This window comes from Microbulbifer maximicatervae (SeqCode), assembly GCF_052467305.1.
In genome coordinates, this window is the sequence record NZ_CP174306.1 from 4,278,706 (window position 1) to 4,297,527 (window position 18,822).

At 52.2% G+C, this 18,822-nt stretch carries 15 protein-coding genes; 7 read left to right on the top strand and 8 right to left on the bottom strand.

Features of this window, described 5'->3' with window-relative positions:
* Positions 1-17: 17 nt before the first annotated feature.
* Positions 18-1,361 carry a UDP-glucose dehydrogenase family protein gene (locus ACJJI4_RS18595; RefSeq protein ID WP_444926097.1) on the top strand — a complete coding sequence of 448 codons (1,344 nt, stop codon included), beginning with the start codon at positions 18-20 and terminating at the stop codon, positions 1,359-1,361.
* A 52-nt stretch (positions 1,362-1,413) separates the two neighbouring features.
* Here ACJJI4_RS18595 and ACJJI4_RS18600 read toward each other — a convergent pair whose 3' ends face one another.
* From ACJJI4_RS18600 to tfpB, 3 genes are all read right to left on the bottom strand, one after another.
* Positions 1,414-2,367, bottom strand: a complete 954-nt coding sequence (locus ACJJI4_RS18600) for a branched-chain amino acid transaminase (protein ID WP_444895899.1) — start codon at positions 2,365-2,367, stop codon at positions 1,414-1,416.
* A gap of 59 nt (positions 2,368-2,426) precedes the next feature.
* Positions 2,427-5,270, bottom strand: a complete 2,844-nt coding sequence (gene glnE, locus ACJJI4_RS18605) for a bifunctional [glutamate--ammonia ligase]-adenylyl-L-tyrosine phosphorylase/[glutamate--ammonia-ligase] adenylyltransferase (protein ID WP_444926098.1) — start codon at positions 5,268-5,270, stop codon at positions 2,427-2,429.
* Between the two features lie 169 nt (positions 5,271-5,439).
* Positions 5,440-7,215, bottom strand: coding sequence for a type IV pilus assembly ATPase TfpB (gene tfpB, locus ACJJI4_RS18610; protein WP_444926099.1), 1,776 nt, complete (start codon positions 7,213-7,215; stop codon positions 5,440-5,442).
* A gap of 146 nt (positions 7,216-7,361) precedes the next feature.
* Here tfpB and ACJJI4_RS18615 point away from each other — a divergent pair, with 146 nt between their 5' ends.
* The 6 genes from ACJJI4_RS18615 (at position 7,362) to ilvD (ending at position 14,868) form a co-directional block, all read left to right on the top strand.
* Positions 7,362-8,039, top strand: a complete 678-nt coding sequence (locus ACJJI4_RS18615; RefSeq protein WP_413663563.1) for a TIGR00153 family protein — start codon at positions 7,362-7,364, stop codon at positions 8,037-8,039.
* 10 nt (positions 8,040-8,049) lie between these two features.
* Positions 8,050-9,324, top strand: a complete 1,275-nt coding sequence (locus tag ACJJI4_RS18620; protein WP_282930993.1) for an inorganic phosphate transporter — start codon at positions 8,050-8,052, stop codon at positions 9,322-9,324.
* A gap of 182 nt (positions 9,325-9,506) precedes the next feature.
* Complete coding sequence (locus ACJJI4_RS18625; protein WP_444926100.1) at positions 9,507-10,385, top strand: carboxylate/amino acid/amine transporter; 879 nt, start codon at positions 9,507-9,509, stop codon at positions 10,383-10,385.
* Complete coding sequence (argE, locus tag ACJJI4_RS18630) at positions 10,363-11,526, top strand: acetylornithine deacetylase (RefSeq protein WP_444926101.1); 1,164 nt, start codon at positions 10,363-10,365, stop codon at positions 11,524-11,526. Before ACJJI4_RS18625 ends, argE begins: the two co-directional genes overlap by 23 nt.
* 59 nt (positions 11,527-11,585) lie before the next feature.
* Complete coding sequence (argA, locus tag ACJJI4_RS18635; RefSeq protein ID WP_413663566.1) at positions 11,586-12,908, top strand: amino-acid N-acetyltransferase; 1,323 nt, start codon at positions 11,586-11,588, stop codon at positions 12,906-12,908.
* A 127-nt stretch (positions 12,909-13,035) separates the two neighbouring features.
* The gene (ilvD, locus tag ACJJI4_RS18640; protein ID WP_444926102.1) at positions 13,036-14,868 is read left to right on the top strand and encodes a dihydroxy-acid dehydratase; all 1,833 of its coding nucleotides are present in this window, start codon (positions 13,036-13,038) and stop codon (positions 14,866-14,868) included.
* 42 nt (positions 14,869-14,910) lie between these two features.
* Here ilvD and ACJJI4_RS18645 read toward each other — a convergent pair whose 3' ends face one another.
* The 5 genes from ACJJI4_RS18645 to ACJJI4_RS18665 all read right to left on the bottom strand — a co-directional run bounded on the left by ACJJI4_RS18645 (position 14,911) and on the right by ACJJI4_RS18665 (position 18,813).
* Positions 14,911-15,555, bottom strand: a complete 645-nt coding sequence (locus ACJJI4_RS18645) for a TonB family protein (protein WP_444926103.1) — start codon at positions 15,553-15,555, stop codon at positions 14,911-14,913.
* A 225-nt stretch (positions 15,556-15,780) separates the two neighbouring features.
* Entirely contained in the window at positions 15,781-17,133 is a 1,353-nt protein-coding gene (locus ACJJI4_RS18650; protein ID WP_444926104.1) for a tetratricopeptide repeat protein, read from the bottom strand.
* A 15-nt stretch (positions 17,134-17,148) separates the two neighbouring features.
* Positions 17,149-17,766, bottom strand: a complete 618-nt coding sequence (locus tag ACJJI4_RS18655) for an energy transducer TonB (RefSeq protein WP_444895889.1) — start codon at positions 17,764-17,766, stop codon at positions 17,149-17,151.
* 5 nt (positions 17,767-17,771) lie between these two features.
* Positions 17,772-18,173 (bottom strand): ExbD/TolR family protein, encoded by a 402-nt coding sequence (locus tag ACJJI4_RS18660; RefSeq protein WP_108734754.1) that lies wholly within the window; start codon positions 18,171-18,173, stop codon positions 17,772-17,774.
* Positions 18,174-18,285: 112 nt separating this feature from the next.
* Complete coding sequence (locus ACJJI4_RS18665; protein ID WP_282930984.1) at positions 18,286-18,813, bottom strand: MotA/TolQ/ExbB proton channel family protein; 528 nt, start codon at positions 18,811-18,813, stop codon at positions 18,286-18,288.
* Between the last annotated feature and the right edge of the window lie 9 nt (positions 18,814-18,822).

Below are 18,822 nucleotides of genomic sequence, written 5' to 3' on the forward strand. Positions count from 1 at the left end.
GAGATAGAGTCACACTGATGAATGTAACCGTATTTGGCACCGGCTATGTGGGCCTCGTGCAAGCAGCAGTCTTAGCTGAAGCTGGCAATAAAGTAGTTTGTATCGATATAGACGCGGACAAGATCGATCGTCTCAAGCAGGGCATTATCCCCATTTATGAGCCCGGCCTCGAGCCTATGGTGAAGAACAGTATCACCACAGGCAATCTATCTTTTTCAACCGATGCCGCCTTTGGGGTAGAACACGGTGAACTGATCTTTATCGCTGTGGGCACCCCTCCTGATGAGGACGGTTCAGCGGATCTTCGCCATGTGTTGACTGTCGCCAGAACCATCGCCAAACACATGGAGTGCAAGAAATACATTATCAATAAGTCCACAGTACCCGTGGGGACTGCCGATAAGGTGCGGGCTGCCGTTGAGGAAGAACTCTCCAAGCGGGACCGATCTGATCTGCCATTCGATATTATTTCCAACCCTGAATTCCTCAAGGAGGGGTCGGCGCTCAATGACTGTATGCGCCCGGATCGAATTATTATCGGCACCTCCGAAGAGGAATCAGAGCAGAAGCTTCGCCACCTGTACGCACCATTCAACCGAAATCACGAAAAAATCCTGGTGATGGATGTAAAAAGTGCGGAGCTGACCAAGTATGCCGCCAACTGCATGCTGGCAACCAAGATCAGCTTTATGAATGAAATGGCAAATATTGCCGATAAAGTGGGCGCTGATATTGAAGCAGTTCGGGCCGGAATCGGCTCAGACCCACGAGTTGGCTACCAGTTTATCTACGCAGGTATCGGCTACGGTGGCTCCTGTTTCCCGAAAGATGTGAAAGCCCTGATTTCCTCGGCTCAACAGCTGGGCATTGCTGCAGATATTCTCGCCGCCGTGGAATCCCGCAACGAGCGCCAGAAACACTATCTCGCCGAAAAAATACAACGTCATTTTAACGGAGATATTCAGGGCAAAACTTTTGCGCTCTGGGGCCTGTCATTCAAACCCAATACAGATGATATGCGCGAAGCCCCAAGCCGTGTGCTGTTAGCTCGATTGTGGGAGCAAGGTGCGAAGGTGCGGGCATTTGACCCTGAGGCCATGGAGGAGTGTCAGCGAATTTTTGGCGATCGCGAAGACCTGACCCTTTGCGACTCCAAGACAGAGGCTTTACAGGGTGCCGACGCCCTGATTGTCGCGACCGAATGGCAACAGTTCAAATCTCTTGATATCGATGAAGTAAGCAGCGCTCTCAGTGCCCCGGTTGTGTTTGACGGACGCAACCAGTACGAACCAGAGGAAATGCGCGAGGCAGGCTTTGATTATTACTGCGTAGGGCGCCCGGACACCACCAGCTCTTACTAAGTAAACCTTACTTAAAATAAAAACCCGGCATCTGCCGGGTTTTTATTTTCCGTCATGCTATTCGCATTTTTACTTCCGCCTGGCCCGCCACATCACTGAGCCAGCCCCGATGTGCGGCACTACGCCCATGTACCACATCAAAATAAAGGTTTTGCAAACGCCCGGTAATAGGGCCGCGACGACCACTGCCGATAGAACGCCCATCCAATTCACTAATGGGCAATACTTCCGCCGCTGTGCCAGTAAAAAACGCTTCGTCAGCGATATAGACTTCGTCCCGAGTGATACGCTTCTCTAGTACCCTATAGCCGCACTCCCGCGCCAGCTCAATAACTGTATCGCGGGTAATTCCATCCAGGCACGACGTCAGCTCCGGGGTATATATAGTCCCATCGCGAACAATGAAGACATTTTCTCCACTACCCTCAGCAACATAGCCCTCGGGGTCCAGTAATAACGCCTCCTCGCAACCATTGCGCACTGCCTCCTGTAACGCCAGCATCGAGTTTATATAGTTACCATTGGCTTTCGCCTTACACATGCTGATATTCACATGGTGTCGGGTATATGAGGAGGTATTCACCTTAATCCCCTGCTCCAGCGCCTCGGGGCTCATATAGCTGGGCCACTCCCAGGAAGCGACAATCACATGGGTTGAAAGATTTTCTGCCCGCAACCCCATTCCCTCTGACCCGTAGAATACCATTGGCCTTAGATACGCTTGGCGCAGGTTATTTTCGCGCACCACAAGCCGCTGAGCTTCATTCAGCTCATCAGTGCTATAGGGCATTGGGATATTCATTATTTTTGCAGAGCGAAACAACCGACGGGTGTGCTCTTGCAAACGAAAGATACTGGTGCCGTTACCGGTTTCATAAGCCCGTACGCCTTCAAACACCCCCATTCCATAGTGCAGGGTATGAGTGAGGACATGCACCCGGGCATCGCGCCAAGGAACCAATTCACCATCAAACCAGATAACGCCGTCGCGGTCGGCAAAAGACATGGGTAACTCCTACAAATCCTGAAAAACAGTTTAATCGGGCAGCAGGTAGAAACCCGGTATTAACCGAGCAATTGCTGCCAGTTTGTTTGAACGGTCTTTCTTTCCGCTGTGAATTGGTCATCGCTCACAATCCCTGGCAGTTGTTGTAGTGCCAGGCGATGACCTTCAGATCGGTAGGCTTTGTAGGCGTCGATCAGATGTCCGGCTTGTTGGGCCGGCATCAGGCCTGCGTCAATTAGACTTTCGAGAATGCGAATATTATCGGTATACCGCACGATCGAGGGCGAAGTTTTTGCCCAGGCCAGAGCAGCATATTGAACCATAAATTCAATATCGACAATACCGCCCTCACCGTGCTTTAGATCAAACTTTTTATCGTTGCTCTTATCGAGGTGCGCACGCATTTTATTGCGCATTTCCACCACCTCATCACGCAATTTATCGCTCTTTCGCGACTGGCAAAGCAATTTCGTACGCAACTGTTGAAACGACTCACTCAGGCGGAGACTACCGGCGACAGATCGAGCTCTCACCAGCGCCTGATGCTCCCAGGTCCAGGCACTCTCCCTCTGGTATTTTTCAAAGGCAGCCAATGAAGTCACCAAGAGTCCTGAATTACCCGAGGGGCGCAGTCTTGTGTCTACCTCATAAAGAGGCCCGCTGAGTGTACGGGTTTGCAATATGTGGATGAGTCGCTGTGCTAGCCGGGTAAAAAAGCTCAGGTTATCAATACTGGTTTTACCGTCGGTAACCTGCATCGCATCTGCATCGTGCACAAAAACAATATCCAGGTCAGAACCGTGGCCAAGCTCCAATCCCCCCAGCTTTCCATAGGCGATAATGGCAAAGTGCATATCCTCTGCCGAGGCCCCCGCAGGCATGCCGTATTTATCCACCATCTGTGTCCAGGCGAGTTGCAATGACTGCTGCAATATCGCCTCTGCCAACCAGGTAAGGGAATCACTGACTTTCATCAAAGGCAGGGCACCATTCACCTCTTGTGCCGCAATGCGCAGGCTTTGACTCTGCTTAAAATATCGCAGCGCCTCCATTTGCAATTCCAGATCTTCAGGATCAATCCGCAACAATTCGAGACGCAGCTCATTGGCAATCTCTGCCGCAGTAGAGGGTGCCAGTAACCTGCGGGAATCCAGCAACTCATCCAGCAGAATTGGGTGGCGCGCAAGTTGCTCAGCAATCCATGGACTGGCACTACAAAGACGCACCAGCTGGTTGAGCACGGGGGGATTTTCATTAATCAGGACGAGATAGGCACTGCGACGCAGTACTGAGCGCACTAAAGGTAAAACACGGGTTAGCACTAACAAGGGATCAGCCTGTAACCCTGCTGCGGCCAGTAGCGTAGGCATAAATTGATCGAGGCGCGCGCGGGAAGAAGCAGGTAGTGCCGCAACCATTGTTGACTGGCACAGCTCCGGTAAGTGCTCGAGTGCCTGCAGTGGCGGAAGAAACCCTGCACTTTCCAAAATCTGTAAATTCTCTTCATTTGCAGATTCGTCGCCGCAACTTGCCCAAAGTCCCTGCCACTCCTCAGCCACACTGGGGGCAGCCATTTCCTCTGGTGGAGCGATTACAGTATCGAACTCCCGCTCAACTAAGGAACGAACATCGACCAGCTCACTCTCCAATTGCTCCCAATTATCGCGGCCCAGGGCAAATGCCAATTTTTCCCTTTCTTCCTCCTCAGCTGGGAGCGCCTGTGTCTGCTGATCCCGGTAAGCTTGCAGTGCGTGTTCGACTCTCCGCAGCAGCAAATAACAACTGGTCAGTTCACTGGCCACTCCTGGTTCAACATGGCCATCACTTTCCAAAAGGGGCAGTAGCTTGAGCAAGCTGCGCTCGCGCAGCGCGGGTTCGCGCCCTCCGCGAATTAACTGGAATGCCTGGGCAATAAATTCCAACTCGCGTATGCCGCCCCGTCCAAGTTTGATATTGCCCGTTAAACCACGAGCGCGCACTTGCCGCTGTATCAGGGCTTTCATTTCACGCAAAGCATCAATAGCACTGAAATCGATATAGCGGCGATAAGTAAATGGGCGCAACAACTCCATCAGCTCTTCAGCAAACTCCTCCCTGCCAGCAACAGGGCGAGCTTTGACCATAGCGTAGCGCTCCCATTCACGCCCTTGAGTTTGGTAATAGTCCTCCAGAGCAGCGAAATGGCTTACCAGGGGACCACTGTCACCGTAGGGACGCAAACGCATATCTACACGAAAAACAAAACCATCCGCATTGATTCCATCCAACGATTTAATCAAGCGCTGGCCGAGTTTTTGGAAAAACTGCTGATTTTCTACACTCTTTTCGCCATCGGTATAACCGGGCTCTGGGTAAGCAAAAATCAGATCGATATCCGATGAGAGATTGAGTTCCCGAGCTCCCAATTTGCCCATCCCCAACACCACCATCGACTGACTATCGCCAGCTCTACTACGAGGCTCCCCATAGCGATCCACTAACTTTTCATGGTGCCATTGCATCGTCGTGCGAATGGATAGCTCTGCCAATTCACTAAGGCGCAGACATGCCTGGGGAATATCCCACTGTCCGGCAAAATCGCGAAATATGACCTCAGTCGTTACCCGGTTGCGTAATAAGCGCAATTGAAGGTCTAACTCCTCATCACTTTCTATGGTCGGCAGGGAGAGTCCAAGATCTTGTTTAAGCAACAAATCCCGTAAAAGCTCTGGGTGGCGACAGCACTGTTGATAAAAAAATTCTGAACCAATTAAGCTCCGAGCCACTCCTTGCGCAAGCAATGGCTCTGCCAGCAAGCTCTCCACCTCAACAACAAGCGCGGCCTCCGCCAGTTCACACCAGTCATGCCAAAGTGACTGAAGTTGAGCGCGGATGGGTTTTGGGCACTGAATGTTGTCAAACATGAGGGTCGATCCTTGGTGCGAATATCAGCGGGCAATTCTGCCTAGCTATCGGCATTCCGATAGCTATCGATGGTATCGGATAATGATGAGTGGCCGAGCAAGCCCGCCCCTCGCGTCACTTCACTGGCCTCTACATCTTCAAACAGTTATCTCAGAGAGGCCACCCAAGCTAGAAAGCGATATCCGGCGGTGGGGCCACCCTCAATACCTCTGCCACAGTGGTCAAACCCGCCGCTACTTTTTTCGCACCGGAAAGCCTCAGACTATTCATACCTTCGCGCATCGCCTGGCGCCGCAGTTGCTGTAGATCACAATCGGAGGTGACAATAGCTTGTACCGACTCGCTAAATGGCAGGATTTCATAAATACCCTGACGCCCACGATAGCCCGTATTACGACACTCCAGGCAACCTTCCGGCCGGTAGACTTTGTCCGGCAACGGCGCCCTCCAGGGTTTCACCAGAGACTGCCAATCGGCCTCTTCAATTTTGTCTTCCTGCTTGCAACTGGGACATAGTGTCCGTACCAAGCGCTGGGCCATCACCCCGAGAATGGTGGACTTCAATAAATAATGCGGCAAGCCCAAGTCCAATAAGCGGGTAACCGCTGTTGGAGCGTCATTGGTATGTAGGGTTGAGATAACCAGGTGGCCTGTCAGTGCCGCTTGTACCGCCATCTGAGCAGTTTCCAAGTCGCGAATCTCGCCCACCATGATAATGTCTGGATCCTGGCGCATCAGGGTTCTGATACCTGCAGCAAAATCAAAGCCAATAGCATGGTGAACCTGAGTTTGGTTAAAGCTCTCTTCCACCATTTCGATAGGGTCTTCAACGGTAGAGACATTCACCGCACTAGTCGCCAGCTGCTTGAGGCCTGTATACAAAGTGGTGGTTTTTCCCGAACCGGTAGGACCGGTGACCAGTACGATACCATTGGGCCGTGACAGCATCGCCTGCCAACGAGCCAAGTCATCACCACCCAGTCCCAGGTCGGAATAAGATCGCGCGAGAACCTCTGGATCGAAGATCCGCATTACCAACTTCTCGCCAAAGGCTGTGGGAAGTGTGGAGAGGCGCAACTCCACTTCGCTGCCATCTGGCCTTTTTGTCTTGATACGGCCATCCTGAGGTTTGCGTTTCTCCGCCACATTCATGCGCCCGAGGATTTTCAGGCGACTGGTAACCGCAGCATTTACCTGGTCTGGAAGCTCATGAATCGGGTGCAATACGCCATCGATACGAAAGCGAATACGTCCCACTTCCCGGCGTGGTTCAATATGGATATCACTGGCGCGCTGGTCAAAGGCGTGCTGCAACAACCAATCGACGATATTGACGATGTGTTGATCGTTAGCTTCAGGGTCCTTTAAGGCGCCCAACTCCAGCAACTGTTCAAAATTATTTGCCGCTGAGGTTCCCTGAAGGCCGCTTGCACCAGAGATTGAATTGGAAAGGGAGTAAAACTCGACGCAGTGTCGTTTGATATCGGCCGGATCAGCTACCACACGGCGGACCCTGCGGCCGGTGGTATGTTCCAGCTGCTCTTCCCAGCCATGGGTAAACGGTTGAGCTGTTGCCACCAGAAGCTCTTCCGTACTCGCCTCGACACAGAGAATTTGGTGTCGCTTGGCAAATTGAAAGCTCATCACCTCGGTGACAGCGCTCACATTAACCTTCAGAGGATCAATATGATACAAGGGGTGGGAAGAGCTCTCCGCTAACCAGGCACTGAGGGATTCGCTATTGAGCAGACTACCCGGTTGCTTGCGGTTGGCCAGGTCACAACTGGCGATATAGCTGAGCGGGTGCATCTGGGCCTGCTCTGCTGTCCGCGGGGTCCCGACAATACGGTTGGCATCCTCTCGGCTAACAAAGCCCTGCCCCACCAAATCTTCCAGTAATCCGCGCAGTTCCAGTATGCGGTCTGCAACTCTGCTCTCTGCCATTGGCAACCCCTTTATTCTCATATGGCGACGTTGCATTGTAGCCCTATCATCAAGCTGTGAAAGTGCGCTGTTAACGCACTGTTACGAAGTTGCCCCGATTGGGGTACCATGCCGCCGTTTTCGCATTCTGAGCAATGGAGCTAACCATGGCCCTGTCGAATATTGCCAACTTATTTGGCCGCTCTCCGATTAAGCCAATCGAGAAGCATATGGCTACGGCCCACGAGGCATCGGCTGACCTGATCCCCTTCTTTGAAGCACTGATCAAAGGTGACCTCAAAGAGGCAGAACAGATCCAACTGCGCATCTCCGCCTCGGAGAACCGCGCTGACGATATCAAGAGAGACCTGCGCCTGCATCTGCCGGACAGCCTGTTTATGCCAGTGTCCAGGACCGACTTGCTGGAATTGCTGCATGCCCAGGATGAGGTAGCCAACACTGCCCAGGATATCGCTGGTCTGGCTGTAGGCAGGAAGATGCAGATTCCCGCACCTCTCCAATCCTTGATGACCACCTTTGTGGAGAGCGCTGTCGCCACCTCTGCACAAGCACTGCGCGCGATCAACGAACTGGACGAGTTGCTGGAAAGCGGCTTTGCCGGGCGCGAGGTGGATATCGCCAAACGCATGACCGAAGAGCTGGATGAACTGGAGCGCAAGTCAGACAAGCTTGAAGTCGAAATTCGCGCGTCGTTGTTTGCTATTGAGAAAGACTTACCTCCGGTGGACGTTATGTTCCTCTACCGGGTTATTGAATGGATCGGTGAACTCGCCGATCGCGCCCACAGCGTGGGCAACCGATTGCAGTTGTTGTTAGCACGTTAGGGGGTTTGGCGTGGAAATTATTAGTCAATACGGCCATATATTATTGATTTTGGCCTGTGTAGCAGGCTTCTTTATGGCCTGGGGCGTCGGTGCCAACGACGTAGCCAACGCCATGGGTACCTCCGTAGGTTCCCGTGCACTGACTATCAAGCAGGCGATTGTTATCGCCATGATCTTTGAGTTTGCCGGCGCCTATTTGGCAGGCGGAGAGGTTACCGCAACCATCCGCAAAGGCATTATCGATTCTGAAGTCTTCGCCGCCCAACCGCAGCTGTTGGTATACGGTATGCTTTCGGCACTGCTGGCGGCGGGCACCTGGCTGCTGGTAGCCAGTATTCTCGGCTGGCCGGTATCCACCACCCATTCTATTGTCGGCGCAATTGTCGGCTTCTCTGCGGTAGGTATATCCCCAGATGCAGTGGCCTGGGGGAAAGTGGGCAGCATCGTGGCTAGCTGGGTGGTCTCCCCAGTTCTCGCGGGTACCCTGTCTTTCCTGTTGTTCCGCAGTGTCCAGCGCCTGATCCTAGACACGGAAGACCCCTTCAACAATGCCAAGCGCTACATCCCCTTCTACATGTTTGCAGTGGGCTGGATGATTGCCATGGTGACCCTTACCAAGGGCCTCAAGCACGTTCTTAAAGATGCCAATATCCAGCTCAGCTTTATCCAGGATGCCGGTATTGCCGCCCTGGTGGGCCTTGCTGTCGCCGGTATCGGGGTCACCATGCTCAAGCGCGTCCAGCGGGACCCGGCAGCTGAAGCTGAAAATCGTTTCGCCAACGTCGAGCGCGTATTTGCGATCCTGATGGTCTTCACCGCCTGTGCCATGGCCTTCGCTCACGGCTCCAACGATGTCGCCAACGCCGTTGGTCCTCTGGCTGCCGTAGTTAACACCATCCAGAGCGGCGCTATTACCGTTAAATCCACTATGCCTTCCTGGATATTACTGCTCGGCGGTATCGGTATCGTGGTGGGCCTGGCGACATACGGCTTTAAGGTAATGGCCACTATCGGTAAGAAAATCACCGAGCTGACCCCAAGCCGTGGCTTCGCTGCCGAGCTGGGTGCGGCCTCCACCGTCGTATTGGCTTCTGGTACCGGCCTGCCAATCTCCACGACTCACACTCTGGTGGGCGCGGTATTGGGTGTTGGCCTAGCGCGGGGTATTGGTGCCCTGAACCTGCGTATGATCACCACTATCGCCGCATCCTGGGTAGTTACCCTCCCAGCGGGTGCAGGTATTGCGATCCTGTTCTTCTACTTCTTCAAAGGCTTGTTCGGCTAAAACCGAAGCAGCACACAGAGCAGATCAGCAAAGGGGGCTAAAGCCCCCTTTTTTACGCCTCTCATATCCACCACTTTAGTAAGGCTCCATGTCGATATCTATTTCGCTCCTCTGGCATTAATATTTAGGGAAATAAACTGGGCCGAGCCCGCCGACCAATCTATGCCTGCGAATTCACCCTGATGCCATTACTGTTGTTTGTCACTCTTCTGTGGGCCTTTTCCTTCAGTTTGATAGGCGCCTACCTGGCCGGACAGGTGGATAGCTATTTTTCCGCAATGACACGGGTACTCCTTGCCACAGCGGTATTTCTACCGATGCTGAAATGGAAGGGTTGCCCTCCCCGTACCGTGATACGTTTAATTGTCATCGGCGCAGTACAACTGGGACTGATGTACTTGTTTTACTACCAGTCATTCTTACTGCTCAGTGTCCCTGAAGTACTTTTATTTACTATTTTCACGCCCCTGTATATCACCGCCCTTGAGGACTTCCTTAACAGGCACTTTTCTGTCTGGAACCTCACTATCGCAGCCGTAGCCGTATTCGGAGCAGCCACTATTCGCTGGGACTCTCCCAGTAACGACTTTTGGATTGGGTTTACAGTCGTCCAGGGTGCCAACCTATGTTTTGCCGTGGGGCAGGTGGCATACAAGCGCCTGATGTCCAGAGAGCAAGGCCCCCTCCCGAGACAAACCTTCGCTTGGTTTTTTGTAGGCGCCAGCTTGATCACTGTTATTGCCTGGCTCCTGCTTGGGAAACCGCAGTACCCACAGGGCTCACAGCAATGGGGTGTTCTACTCTGGTTGGGGTTGGTGGCATCAGGTCTGGGGTACTTTTTGTGGAACAAGGGTGCTACGCAGGTCTCTACTGGTACCCTGGCCGCAATGAATAATGCACTGATTCCCGCTGGCTTATTGGTAAATCTGTTAATCTGGAATCGGGATGCCGATCTAACCCGTCTCGCCTTTGGGGGAGGACTGATCGGAGCCGCTGTTATCTTGAATGAATGGCGCAACAAGAGTAGGGAAAGTCACCATGGCGAGTATCGCAGTACCTGACCTGAAGACCCAATTACATCAACTGATAGCCTGCCCCAGTATCAGTGCAACCGATCCTTCCCTGGATATGGGTAACCGCCCGGTGGTTGAGCTACTGGGTGGATGGTTGGAAGGACTTGGTTTCAATGTAGAGATAATGCCTTTAAAGGGATCTCCCAACAAAGCCAATATGATTGCTACTCTCGGCGGTAAAAATGGTGATAAAGGCGGGCTCGTTCTATCCGGACATACTGATACAGTCCCCTTTGATGCGGGGCGCTGGCAATCGGACCCCTTTAAGGTTTTAGAGCGCGACAACCGCTTATACGGTCTCGGCACCAGTGATATGAAGGGTTTTTTCCCTATGGTTATCGAGGCTGCGCAGACTTTTCTCGACAAGCCTTTACAAAAACCATTGATTGTTTTGGCAACAGCCGATGAAGAAACAAGTATGAGTGGTGCCCGCGCCCTGGTGCAGGCTGGCAAACCCCAAGCGCGCTACGCGGTAATTGGTGAGCCCACCGGGCTTCGCCCGATACGTATGCACAAGGGGGTTATGATGGAAGCAGTGCGTATTACTGGGCAATCCGGCCATTCATCAGATCCCAGTTTGGGGGCCAACGCGCTCGAGGCCATGCATAAAGTTATTGGTGAACTATTAACACTGCGAAAAGAGTGGCAACAAAAATACAACAACCCCGGATTCGCCGTTCCAGTACCCACGATGAACTTAGGCTGTATCCATGGGGGTGACAACCCCAATCGGATCTGCGGCCACACAGAACTCCAGTTTGATATTCGCCCGTTGCCAGGAATGCAGCTTACGGACCTGCGGGAAGAACTAAACAAACGTATCCTTACCATTCCACAAGACAATAAAATTCAGGTGGAAGTGGCCTCTTTATTCCCTGGCACTGCGCCCTTTGAACAGGATGCCCATTCAGAGTTAGTAAAAGTTGCAGAACAACTTTGTGGCCATCCCGCTGAAAGTGTTGCCTTTGGTACTGAAGCGCCCTACTTGAAGAGTTTGAATATTGACACTATCGTGCTCGGCCCCGGCGATATTGACCAAGCTCATCAGCCGGATGAATTTCTCGCCCTGGATCGTATCAACCCTATGGTCAACATTCTGCGCGACTTGATTGGCCGCTTTTGCCTTTAATCTGCCTGCGACAGCCTCCGGGGCTTTAACACCACAAGACTTGCACACGGTAAGAATTAGTGAGCGACGATAACGCCTCCCTGAACTGGTTTCGCCACGCGGCACCTTACATCAACGACCTGCGCGGTCGCACTTTAGTAATTGGTATCCCCGGCGACGCTTTAGAGCACGCCAATTTCCGCAATCTAGTACACGATATGGCGCTGCTTGCCAGCCTTGGGGTTCGCTTGGTTGTTGTGCACGGCGCGCGGGAACAAATTAATAGAGCCCTGGATGAGCGCGGCATTGAAAATCGATTTCACGAGAACCAGCGTATTACCAATCGAGAGACATTGGAGATTGTTAAGTCTGTCGTGGGTAAACTGCGCTTCGATATTGAAGCCGCATTTTCCCAGGGATTGCCAGACTCGCCCATGGCACGTTCGGCCCTCAAGGTAGTCTCGGGCAATTTTGTTACCGCCCGTCCCAGTGGCGTGCTAGATGGCGTGGACCTGGGCTGGACCGGCACCGTGCGACGCATGGACACCAACACTCTGGAGCAAAACCTAGATCAGGGTTCCCTGGTACTCCTTTCTCCCCTGGGCACATCCCTAACCGGGGAGCTTTTCAATATCAATTACCTGGACCTGGCCGCTGAGGCTTCCAGAGTATTGCGCGCCGAGAAACTAGTGCTATTCCGCGAACCTGAGCAACTTCAAGTGGACGGAAATCCGGTACACGAGTTAAGTATTTTGCAGGCAGAGCAGGTTTCACCCAAGGTGCAAAGCGCAACCCTGCGCTGTGCCATTCGGGCCTGTAATGCAGGGATCGCCCGTACACACCTACTTAGCTTTTGTAAAAACGGCGCCTTAATTCAGGAGCTGTTCCGCCGTGAAGGGGCCGGTACCATGATTTACCGGGACAGCTACGAAGTTGTGCGCAGAGCGCGAATTACCGATGTGGGCGGCATTCTTGGACTGATCCGCCCGTTAGAGAAAGATGGCGTTTTGGTACGGCGCTCCCGCGAGAAGCTCGAGGCAGAAATTGAACACTTCACGCTTGTGGAAGTGGATGGTACTCCAGTTGCCTGTGCAGCTCTGTATCCCATTAAGGATGATAAGGGCACTACCACAGCAGCCGAAGTTGCCTGCCTTGCAAGCCACCCGGAATTTCGCGGTGGCGGGCGTGGTGCCAAGCTGATGCGCCACCTTGAGAGGCAGGCGCAAACAGTCCAGGTTGATGAACTCTACGTCCTCACCACCCAGACAGAGCACTGGTTTATCGAGCAGGGTTTTGAGCAAGTCGGTATCAGTGAGCTGCCTACCGCGCGAAAGTCCCTGTACAACATTCAGCGCAATTCGAGAATCCTGCGTAAACGTCTGGGGAAAAGTCAGTCCACTTAGTCACAGAAATTTGAAATATCTATCCTTATTACTCCTTTGATGGGTAGTTTGGGCGCAAAAACATCCCAGGAAAGTCCGTTTTTTGCTAAGCTGGCGCATTCATTGTTGCCAGCTGGAATCTGTGACTATGCCCCAATACCGCTCCCGCACCTCTACCGCCGGTCGCAATATGGCCGGAGCCCGCGCCTTGTGGCGTGCCACCGGTATGACGGACGAGGACTTCCATAAGCCAATCATTGCCATCGCAAACTCTTTTACCCAGTTTGTCCCCGGACACGTACACCTAAAGGATATGGGTCAGCTTGTCGCAAGGGAGATTGAACGCGCCGGCGGCGTGGCCAAGGAGTTCAATACGATCGCTGTGGATGACGGTATCGCAATGGGTCACGACGGTATGCTCTATAGCCTGCCCAGCCGCGAAATTATCGCTGACTCAGTGGAGTACATGGTCAATGCACACTGTGCCGACGCCCTGGTTTGTATCTCCAACTGCGACAAGATCACACCGGGAATGATGATGGCAGCCATGCGCCTGAACATTCCAGTTATCTTTGTCTCCGGTGGCCCGATGGAGGCCGGCAAAACCAAGCTGGCTGACCACAAGCTCGACTTAGTAGATGCTATGGTGATCGCCGCTACAGATACGGCCTCCGACGAGGAAGTTGCTGAGTATGAGCGCTCTGCCTGCCCGACCTGTGGCTCCTGCTCAGGTATGTTTACAGCGAACTCCATGAATTGCCTGACCGAGGCCCTGGGGCTTTCACTCCCTGGTAACGGCACCATGCTTGCGACTCACGCCGACCGCAAGGAGCTATTCCTGCGCGCTGGTCGCGAGATCGTAACCCTGACCAAACGCTATTATGAGCAGGATGACGAGAGTGCCCTGCCGCGCAATATCGCCAACCACACAGCCTTCCGCAATGCCATGGCACTCGATATCGCCATGGGAGGCTCCACTAATACCATCCTGCACCTGCTGGCAACCGCTCAGGAAGGTGAGATTGACTTCACCCTGGAAGATATCGACAGCCTCTCCCGTGAGGTTCCACAGCTGTGCAAAGTTGCCCCCAATACCGAGAAATACCATATAGAAGATGTACACCGCGCTGGTGGTGTAATGGCTATCCTTGGGGAGTTGGAGGCCGCAGGTCTTATCGACTCCTCGCTGCCAACCGCCTACGGTGGTTCGCTCGCCGATGCCCTGGCGCGCTGGGATATTTGCCGCACGGACGACCAATCTGTACTGGAATTCTATCGCGCGGGCCCCGCAGGCATTCCCACCCAAACAGCTTTCAGCCAGGAATGCCGCTGGTCCACTTTAGATGCAGACCGCCAGCGTGGCTGTATCCGTTCTGCTGAGCACGCCTACTCCTCTGAAGGAGGGCTCGCCGTTCTCTTTGGTAACCTGGCCCCCAATGGCTGTGTAGTGAAGACTTCCGGCGTCGATGAGTCCCTGTGGAAGTTCGAAGGCCCCGCCCACGTAGTAGAAAGCCAGGAAGAGGCGGTTTCCAATATCCTCGAAGGGAAGGTTAGTAAAGGTGAGGCTGTTATCGTCCGCTATGAGGGTCCTAAAGGTGGACCTGGAATGCAAGAGATGCTTTACCCCACCAGTTATTTAAAGTCCAAAGGACTCGGTGAGCACTGCGCATTGATTACCGATGGCCGCTTCTCAGGCGGTACTTCGGGCCTCTCTATCGGACATGTTTCACCTGAGGCAGCTTCTGGAGGTAACATCGCTCTGGTTCGCAATGGAGACCTTATACGTATTGATATTCCAGGGCGGAAAATTGAAATCGCTATTGAGGAAAGTGAACTCGATAAGCGACGCAGGGAAATGGAAAAAAATCCCAATGGCTGGAAGCCAATCGAAAAGCGCCCTCGTAAGGTCAGCAAGGCACTGAAAGCCTATGCCATGCTTGCCACCAGTGCAGACCGCGGGGCGGTGAGGGAAATTGACTGATTAAAACTGTTCTAAACAAAACGGCCCCAAAGGGCCGTTTTTTTATTCCGCTATTTTGTAACTGATTCGATTGCGTACCCCGTAGCGCTCCACTGGCTGGCCATTCTCCATTTGGGGGCGATACTTAAACCGTTCTGCCGCGGCTACAGCGGAGCGATCAAATACGCTCGTGGGGTTACCACTAGAGTCATAGCCCCCAACCACACGAGCATCACGTACCGCCCCCGTTTTGGTTACCGTAAATTCTACAACGGCATACCCCTCTATCCCCCTGCGTAGTGCCGCATTGGGGTATCGCGGTTTAGCTTTATAAACTGGCAAAGGGTCGCGCGTTATTTGCACCCCGGTAGAAGTAACAGGAGTGGGCGTACCAATCACTACATTCATCGTAACCGGTGCTACCTCAGTTTCTTCAACCCGCATCGTTGGCTGCTCCAGCACAGCTTGTGGCGGTGTAGGATCCTCATAAGTTTGGGTAACAATCTCTTTTTTTGGCATATGTACCGGTTTTATCGCAGGCAACAAGCTGACTTTGGGCTCCTCGATATCAGTAGCCACTAGTTGACTCATCAAAAAGATCAATCCAACTGTGATTGCAGCGGCAAAACCCAGGCTCTTTGTGTAACCCGCGAGTAAATGTGGGGGGAAAAATAAGGGGTTGGAAATTGACTGGCAAGCTCTGTCCATAACACCTCTCCTATTATTGTTAGGGTGCGATAAGCGGCATTCATATGCCGAAAATGGAAAAGCTGATCAGCTACCATTAATCATTAGTCAATTTACAAAAAAATGCAAATAGTCTGTTTATACAGGTTGCCTCGAAATTTTGTATTGCCGCGAGAAGAAAAAAAAGCATAAAAAAAGCCGCGCATTACTGCGCGGCTTTTTTGAAACTTAAAAAGTTAATTGGCTTTAAATTGCCAACTGCTTCTCACGTTTCTGTTCACCTTCGATAAAGGTAATCCACTGCCTAGCCATTTTTTCAGATTTCTCACTTTTCAGTGCAAGCTTGAAGCTCTTCAAAGCTGAGTCATAGCGCTTCAGATTGGCATTGGCCATACCCATAACAATTTGTAGTTGATCAATACGCTTAACACCACCTTTGGCCATGGCTTTTTTGCCCATAGCAATGGCTTTTTCGTTCTGATCCAGATCCAGGTAGATACCTGCGAGGCGCGAGTAAATCTCACCTTTATCAGAAAGCTGAGCTGCTGCTTCCAGCTGCGGAATAGCTTTCTGAAGTTCTTGTGCCATCTGGTAGGCCTGAGCCAGGGTTTCCAGGTTTTTAGCTGTACGCGGGATCTTCTTCTCTTGAATACCCTTAGCTATCACCTTAGCCCCTTTATAAGGCATTTCATGCCCCATAAAGAGATACCCCATATTCAACAGGTCTCTATCCTTTTCCAAAGCTCCGGCAAGGTAAGCTGCTTCCATCATATGCAGCTGGTCCTTCTCGCGCTTGAGCTCACCGTACATGGCAGCCAGCGTTTTGTAGTACACAGGCTTAGGGTAGTACTGCACCAGCTTTTCCAGAACAGCGGCTACGCTCTTGTAGTCGTTGCGCTCGAAATAAACGTACTGCTGCAATCCATACCATGCTTCTTTAGGTGTCTTGCCCTCTTTTTCATACATGGATACCGCTATATTGATATCCGAGAGAGCCTTGTCCTGGTTACCAATCTGATTGTAAGCCTGGGCGCGCAAGGCATAGGAGTCCGCAGTGATGCGATCGGAGACCTTAAACCACTTGTTTAGGTAGTTAATCGCCTGCTTGTAATCCTCAGTGACAAAATACAGCTGAGCCAGTGTAAACAAAGTGCCTACTTCTAAAGCTACCGGCAGGTTTTTTTCACCCTGGTCCAGAACCTTTTTAAAGTAGGGAATCGCCTCTTTGTAACGCTCAGTGCTGTAGTAAACAACACCGAAGAAGTTATACATCTGGGCAATTTCATAGCCGTTGAAGCGCTTCTTAGCTGCATCCATATCTTGCAGTGCAACTAGTGCCGCTGCCCAATCCTCTGCATCAGCAGCTTCCTGGGCTTTTTCCAACTTCTTATACGCAGATTCGCGCATTGCCGGAACTTTACGAGTCTTTTGCTTGCTCTGCTTTTTCTGCTCCTGCGCTTGTGCAGAAGCGAAAGGAGCCGATACACCCACCGCATCCAACACGGTAACACTGACCGTCGGTGCCAAAACCAAGGGTAGCGCTACTGACGTGCGCAGAGCGAACTTGGACAAACCTTTAGTGATGGTCGTCAACTTCATAGTGCTTCCCCCTCTTTAGTCCTTAGCCATGTTAAAGCTGATCTTAGTTCTAACATTAGGAACTTCGGTCGGCTTGCCATCGACTACTCGCGGCTTGTACTTGTACTTCAACGCGGACTTCAAAGCTGCGCGATTGAAAACAGTTGTGGGCTTACCCTTCAGCGTAAACGCCTCAATCACTATCGGATCACGTACAGAGCCATTAGTCGTTACGGTGTATTCAACGATTACATAGCCTTCTATACCACGCTGCTGAGCACGACGAGGGTATTGCGGCTGTACTTTAACGATCGGCAGGTAATCACCCTCGCCAAAACTGAAGCCAGACAGCTTAACATCACCACCCGCTTTGGGAGCAGCAATACTGATGTTGCCATCAATATTCGGTTCCTCGAAGTCAGGCTCCGGCATCTCCGGCGGCGGAGTGTCTGGCTCATCTGGTTTTACCGGCTTGGCGGTATCGTACTGTGTTTCAATCTTCGTATCAGGCATCACCACATCGGCAACTTTGAAAGTTTCCTTTTCCTCAGGAGCTTTCATATTTGCTGCAATCAGCTGATGCATGGTGAAGATGAGGCCAAAGGTTGTGGCTACCGCCAGTGTACCTGCCCCAAGAAGTCTTACCGGATTCATAGCTGTTAACTCTTCTCTGTAGCGACGGAAACTTTCTTGATACCAATCTTCCTGGCTGCTTCTGCAATCAGGGCAATCTTCTCAATGCTTGCTCCCTTATCGGGCTGAATTACCAACCACCCTTTCGGGTTTTCCGAGTAGAGACGCTCCAGGACAATTCTTACCTGGCGCTCATCAACCTTCTCTTTAGCAATCCAAACCTCGTCACTGTCGTTGATCGCTACCAAGATAGAGGCGGCCTTGAGTTCAGCGGTTGTCGCTTCCGGCTTCTCAACATCAGCACCCGGCTCCTTAATAAAAGTCGCGGTGACGATAAAGAAGATCAGCATGATAAACACCACGTCCAGCATGGGCGTGAGGTCAATTGCGCCGGCTTCTTCTTCTGCCGTATTTTGTCTTTTGCTCATAGCAACTCTCTTAGCGAACTTTTCCAGCGAGGGCTCAGGGAGCCCCCGGCAAAAGTATCTGGCTTGGCTAAACCTTCACAGCAAATAAACGGAGTTATTCGCTAGTGTATGCTTAGTGATCCATTGTCAGATGATCTTCCAACAGCTGGGTTTCACGCTCAGCTTTACGGGCTAGATAAGTGTTGGCAAATACACCTGACAGGGCTGCAACCATACCCGCCATTGTTGGGATAGTTGCCATGGATACACCACTGGCCATCTGCTTAGCGTCACCGCCACCTGTAATCGCGAGAACATCGAACACGTTGATCATGCCCCAAACCGTACCCAACAACCCAAACAGAGGGGCCAGGGCGACACAGGCTTGGATCATGTCCATATTGTCCTGAATTTTCTCGGATACCCGGGAAATCATTGCATAACGGATCTGGTGCGAAGCCCAGGATTTGCGCTCACCGCGCCCCTCCCATTGGTCTACCGCACCTTGAACGTCACTTTTCAACCCTTTGTTAAAGTAGAAAACACGTTCAAAAATCAGCGTCCACATAAAGAAGGTCAGGCCGGCGATCAGGAACAGTACTGGCCCGCCCGACGCCATAAAGGCGTTGACGGCGGCCCATGCGTCATTTAATGCGTGCATGTTGCCGCC

Excerpts from the sequence above, each read along its gene's own strand:
- ACJJI4_RS18625 (WP_444926100.1), top strand. The coding sequence starts at position 9,507 with ATGCCATTACTGTTGTTTGTCACTCTTCTGTGGGCCTTTTCCTTCAGT.
- ilvD (WP_444926102.1), top strand. The coding sequence starts at position 13,036 with ATGCCCCAATACCGCTCCCGCACCTCTACCGCCGGTCGCAATATGGCC.
- ACJJI4_RS18615 (WP_413663563.1), top strand. The coding sequence starts at position 7,362 with ATGGCCCTGTCGAATATTGCCAACTTATTTGGCCGCTCTCCGATTAAG.
- ACJJI4_RS18650 (WP_444926104.1), bottom strand. The coding sequence starts at position 17,133 with ATGAAGTTGACGACCATCACTAAAGGTTTGTCCAAGTTCGCTCTGCGC.
- ACJJI4_RS18660 (WP_108734754.1), bottom strand. The coding sequence starts at position 18,173 with ATGAGCAAAAGACAAAATACGGCAGAAGAAGAAGCCGGCGCAATTGAC.
- ACJJI4_RS18600 (WP_444895899.1), bottom strand. The coding sequence starts at position 2,367 with ATGTCTTTTGCCGACCGCGACGGCGTTATCTGGTTTGATGGTGAATTG.
- ACJJI4_RS18655 (WP_444895889.1), bottom strand. The coding sequence starts at position 17,766 with ATGAATCCGGTAAGACTTCTTGGGGCAGGTACACTGGCGGTAGCCACA.
- ACJJI4_RS18595 (WP_444926097.1), top strand. The coding sequence starts at position 18 with ATGAATGTAACCGTATTTGGCACCGGCTATGTGGGCCTCGTGCAAGCA.
- ACJJI4_RS18665 (WP_282930984.1), bottom strand. The coding sequence starts at position 18,813 with ATGCACGCATTAAATGACGCATGGGCCGCCGTCAACGCCTTTATGGCG.
- ACJJI4_RS18645 (WP_444926103.1), bottom strand. The coding sequence starts at position 15,555 with ATGGACAGAGCTTGCCAGTCAATTTCCAACCCCTTATTTTTCCCCCCA.
- argE (WP_444926101.1), top strand. The coding sequence starts at position 10,363 with ATGGCGAGTATCGCAGTACCTGACCTGAAGACCCAATTACATCAACTG.
- tfpB (WP_444926099.1), bottom strand. The coding sequence starts at position 7,215 with ATGGCAGAGAGCAGAGTTGCAGACCGCATACTGGAACTGCGCGGATTA.
- glnE (WP_444926098.1), bottom strand. The coding sequence starts at position 5,270 with ATGTTTGACAACATTCAGTGCCCAAAACCCATCCGCGCTCAACTTCAG.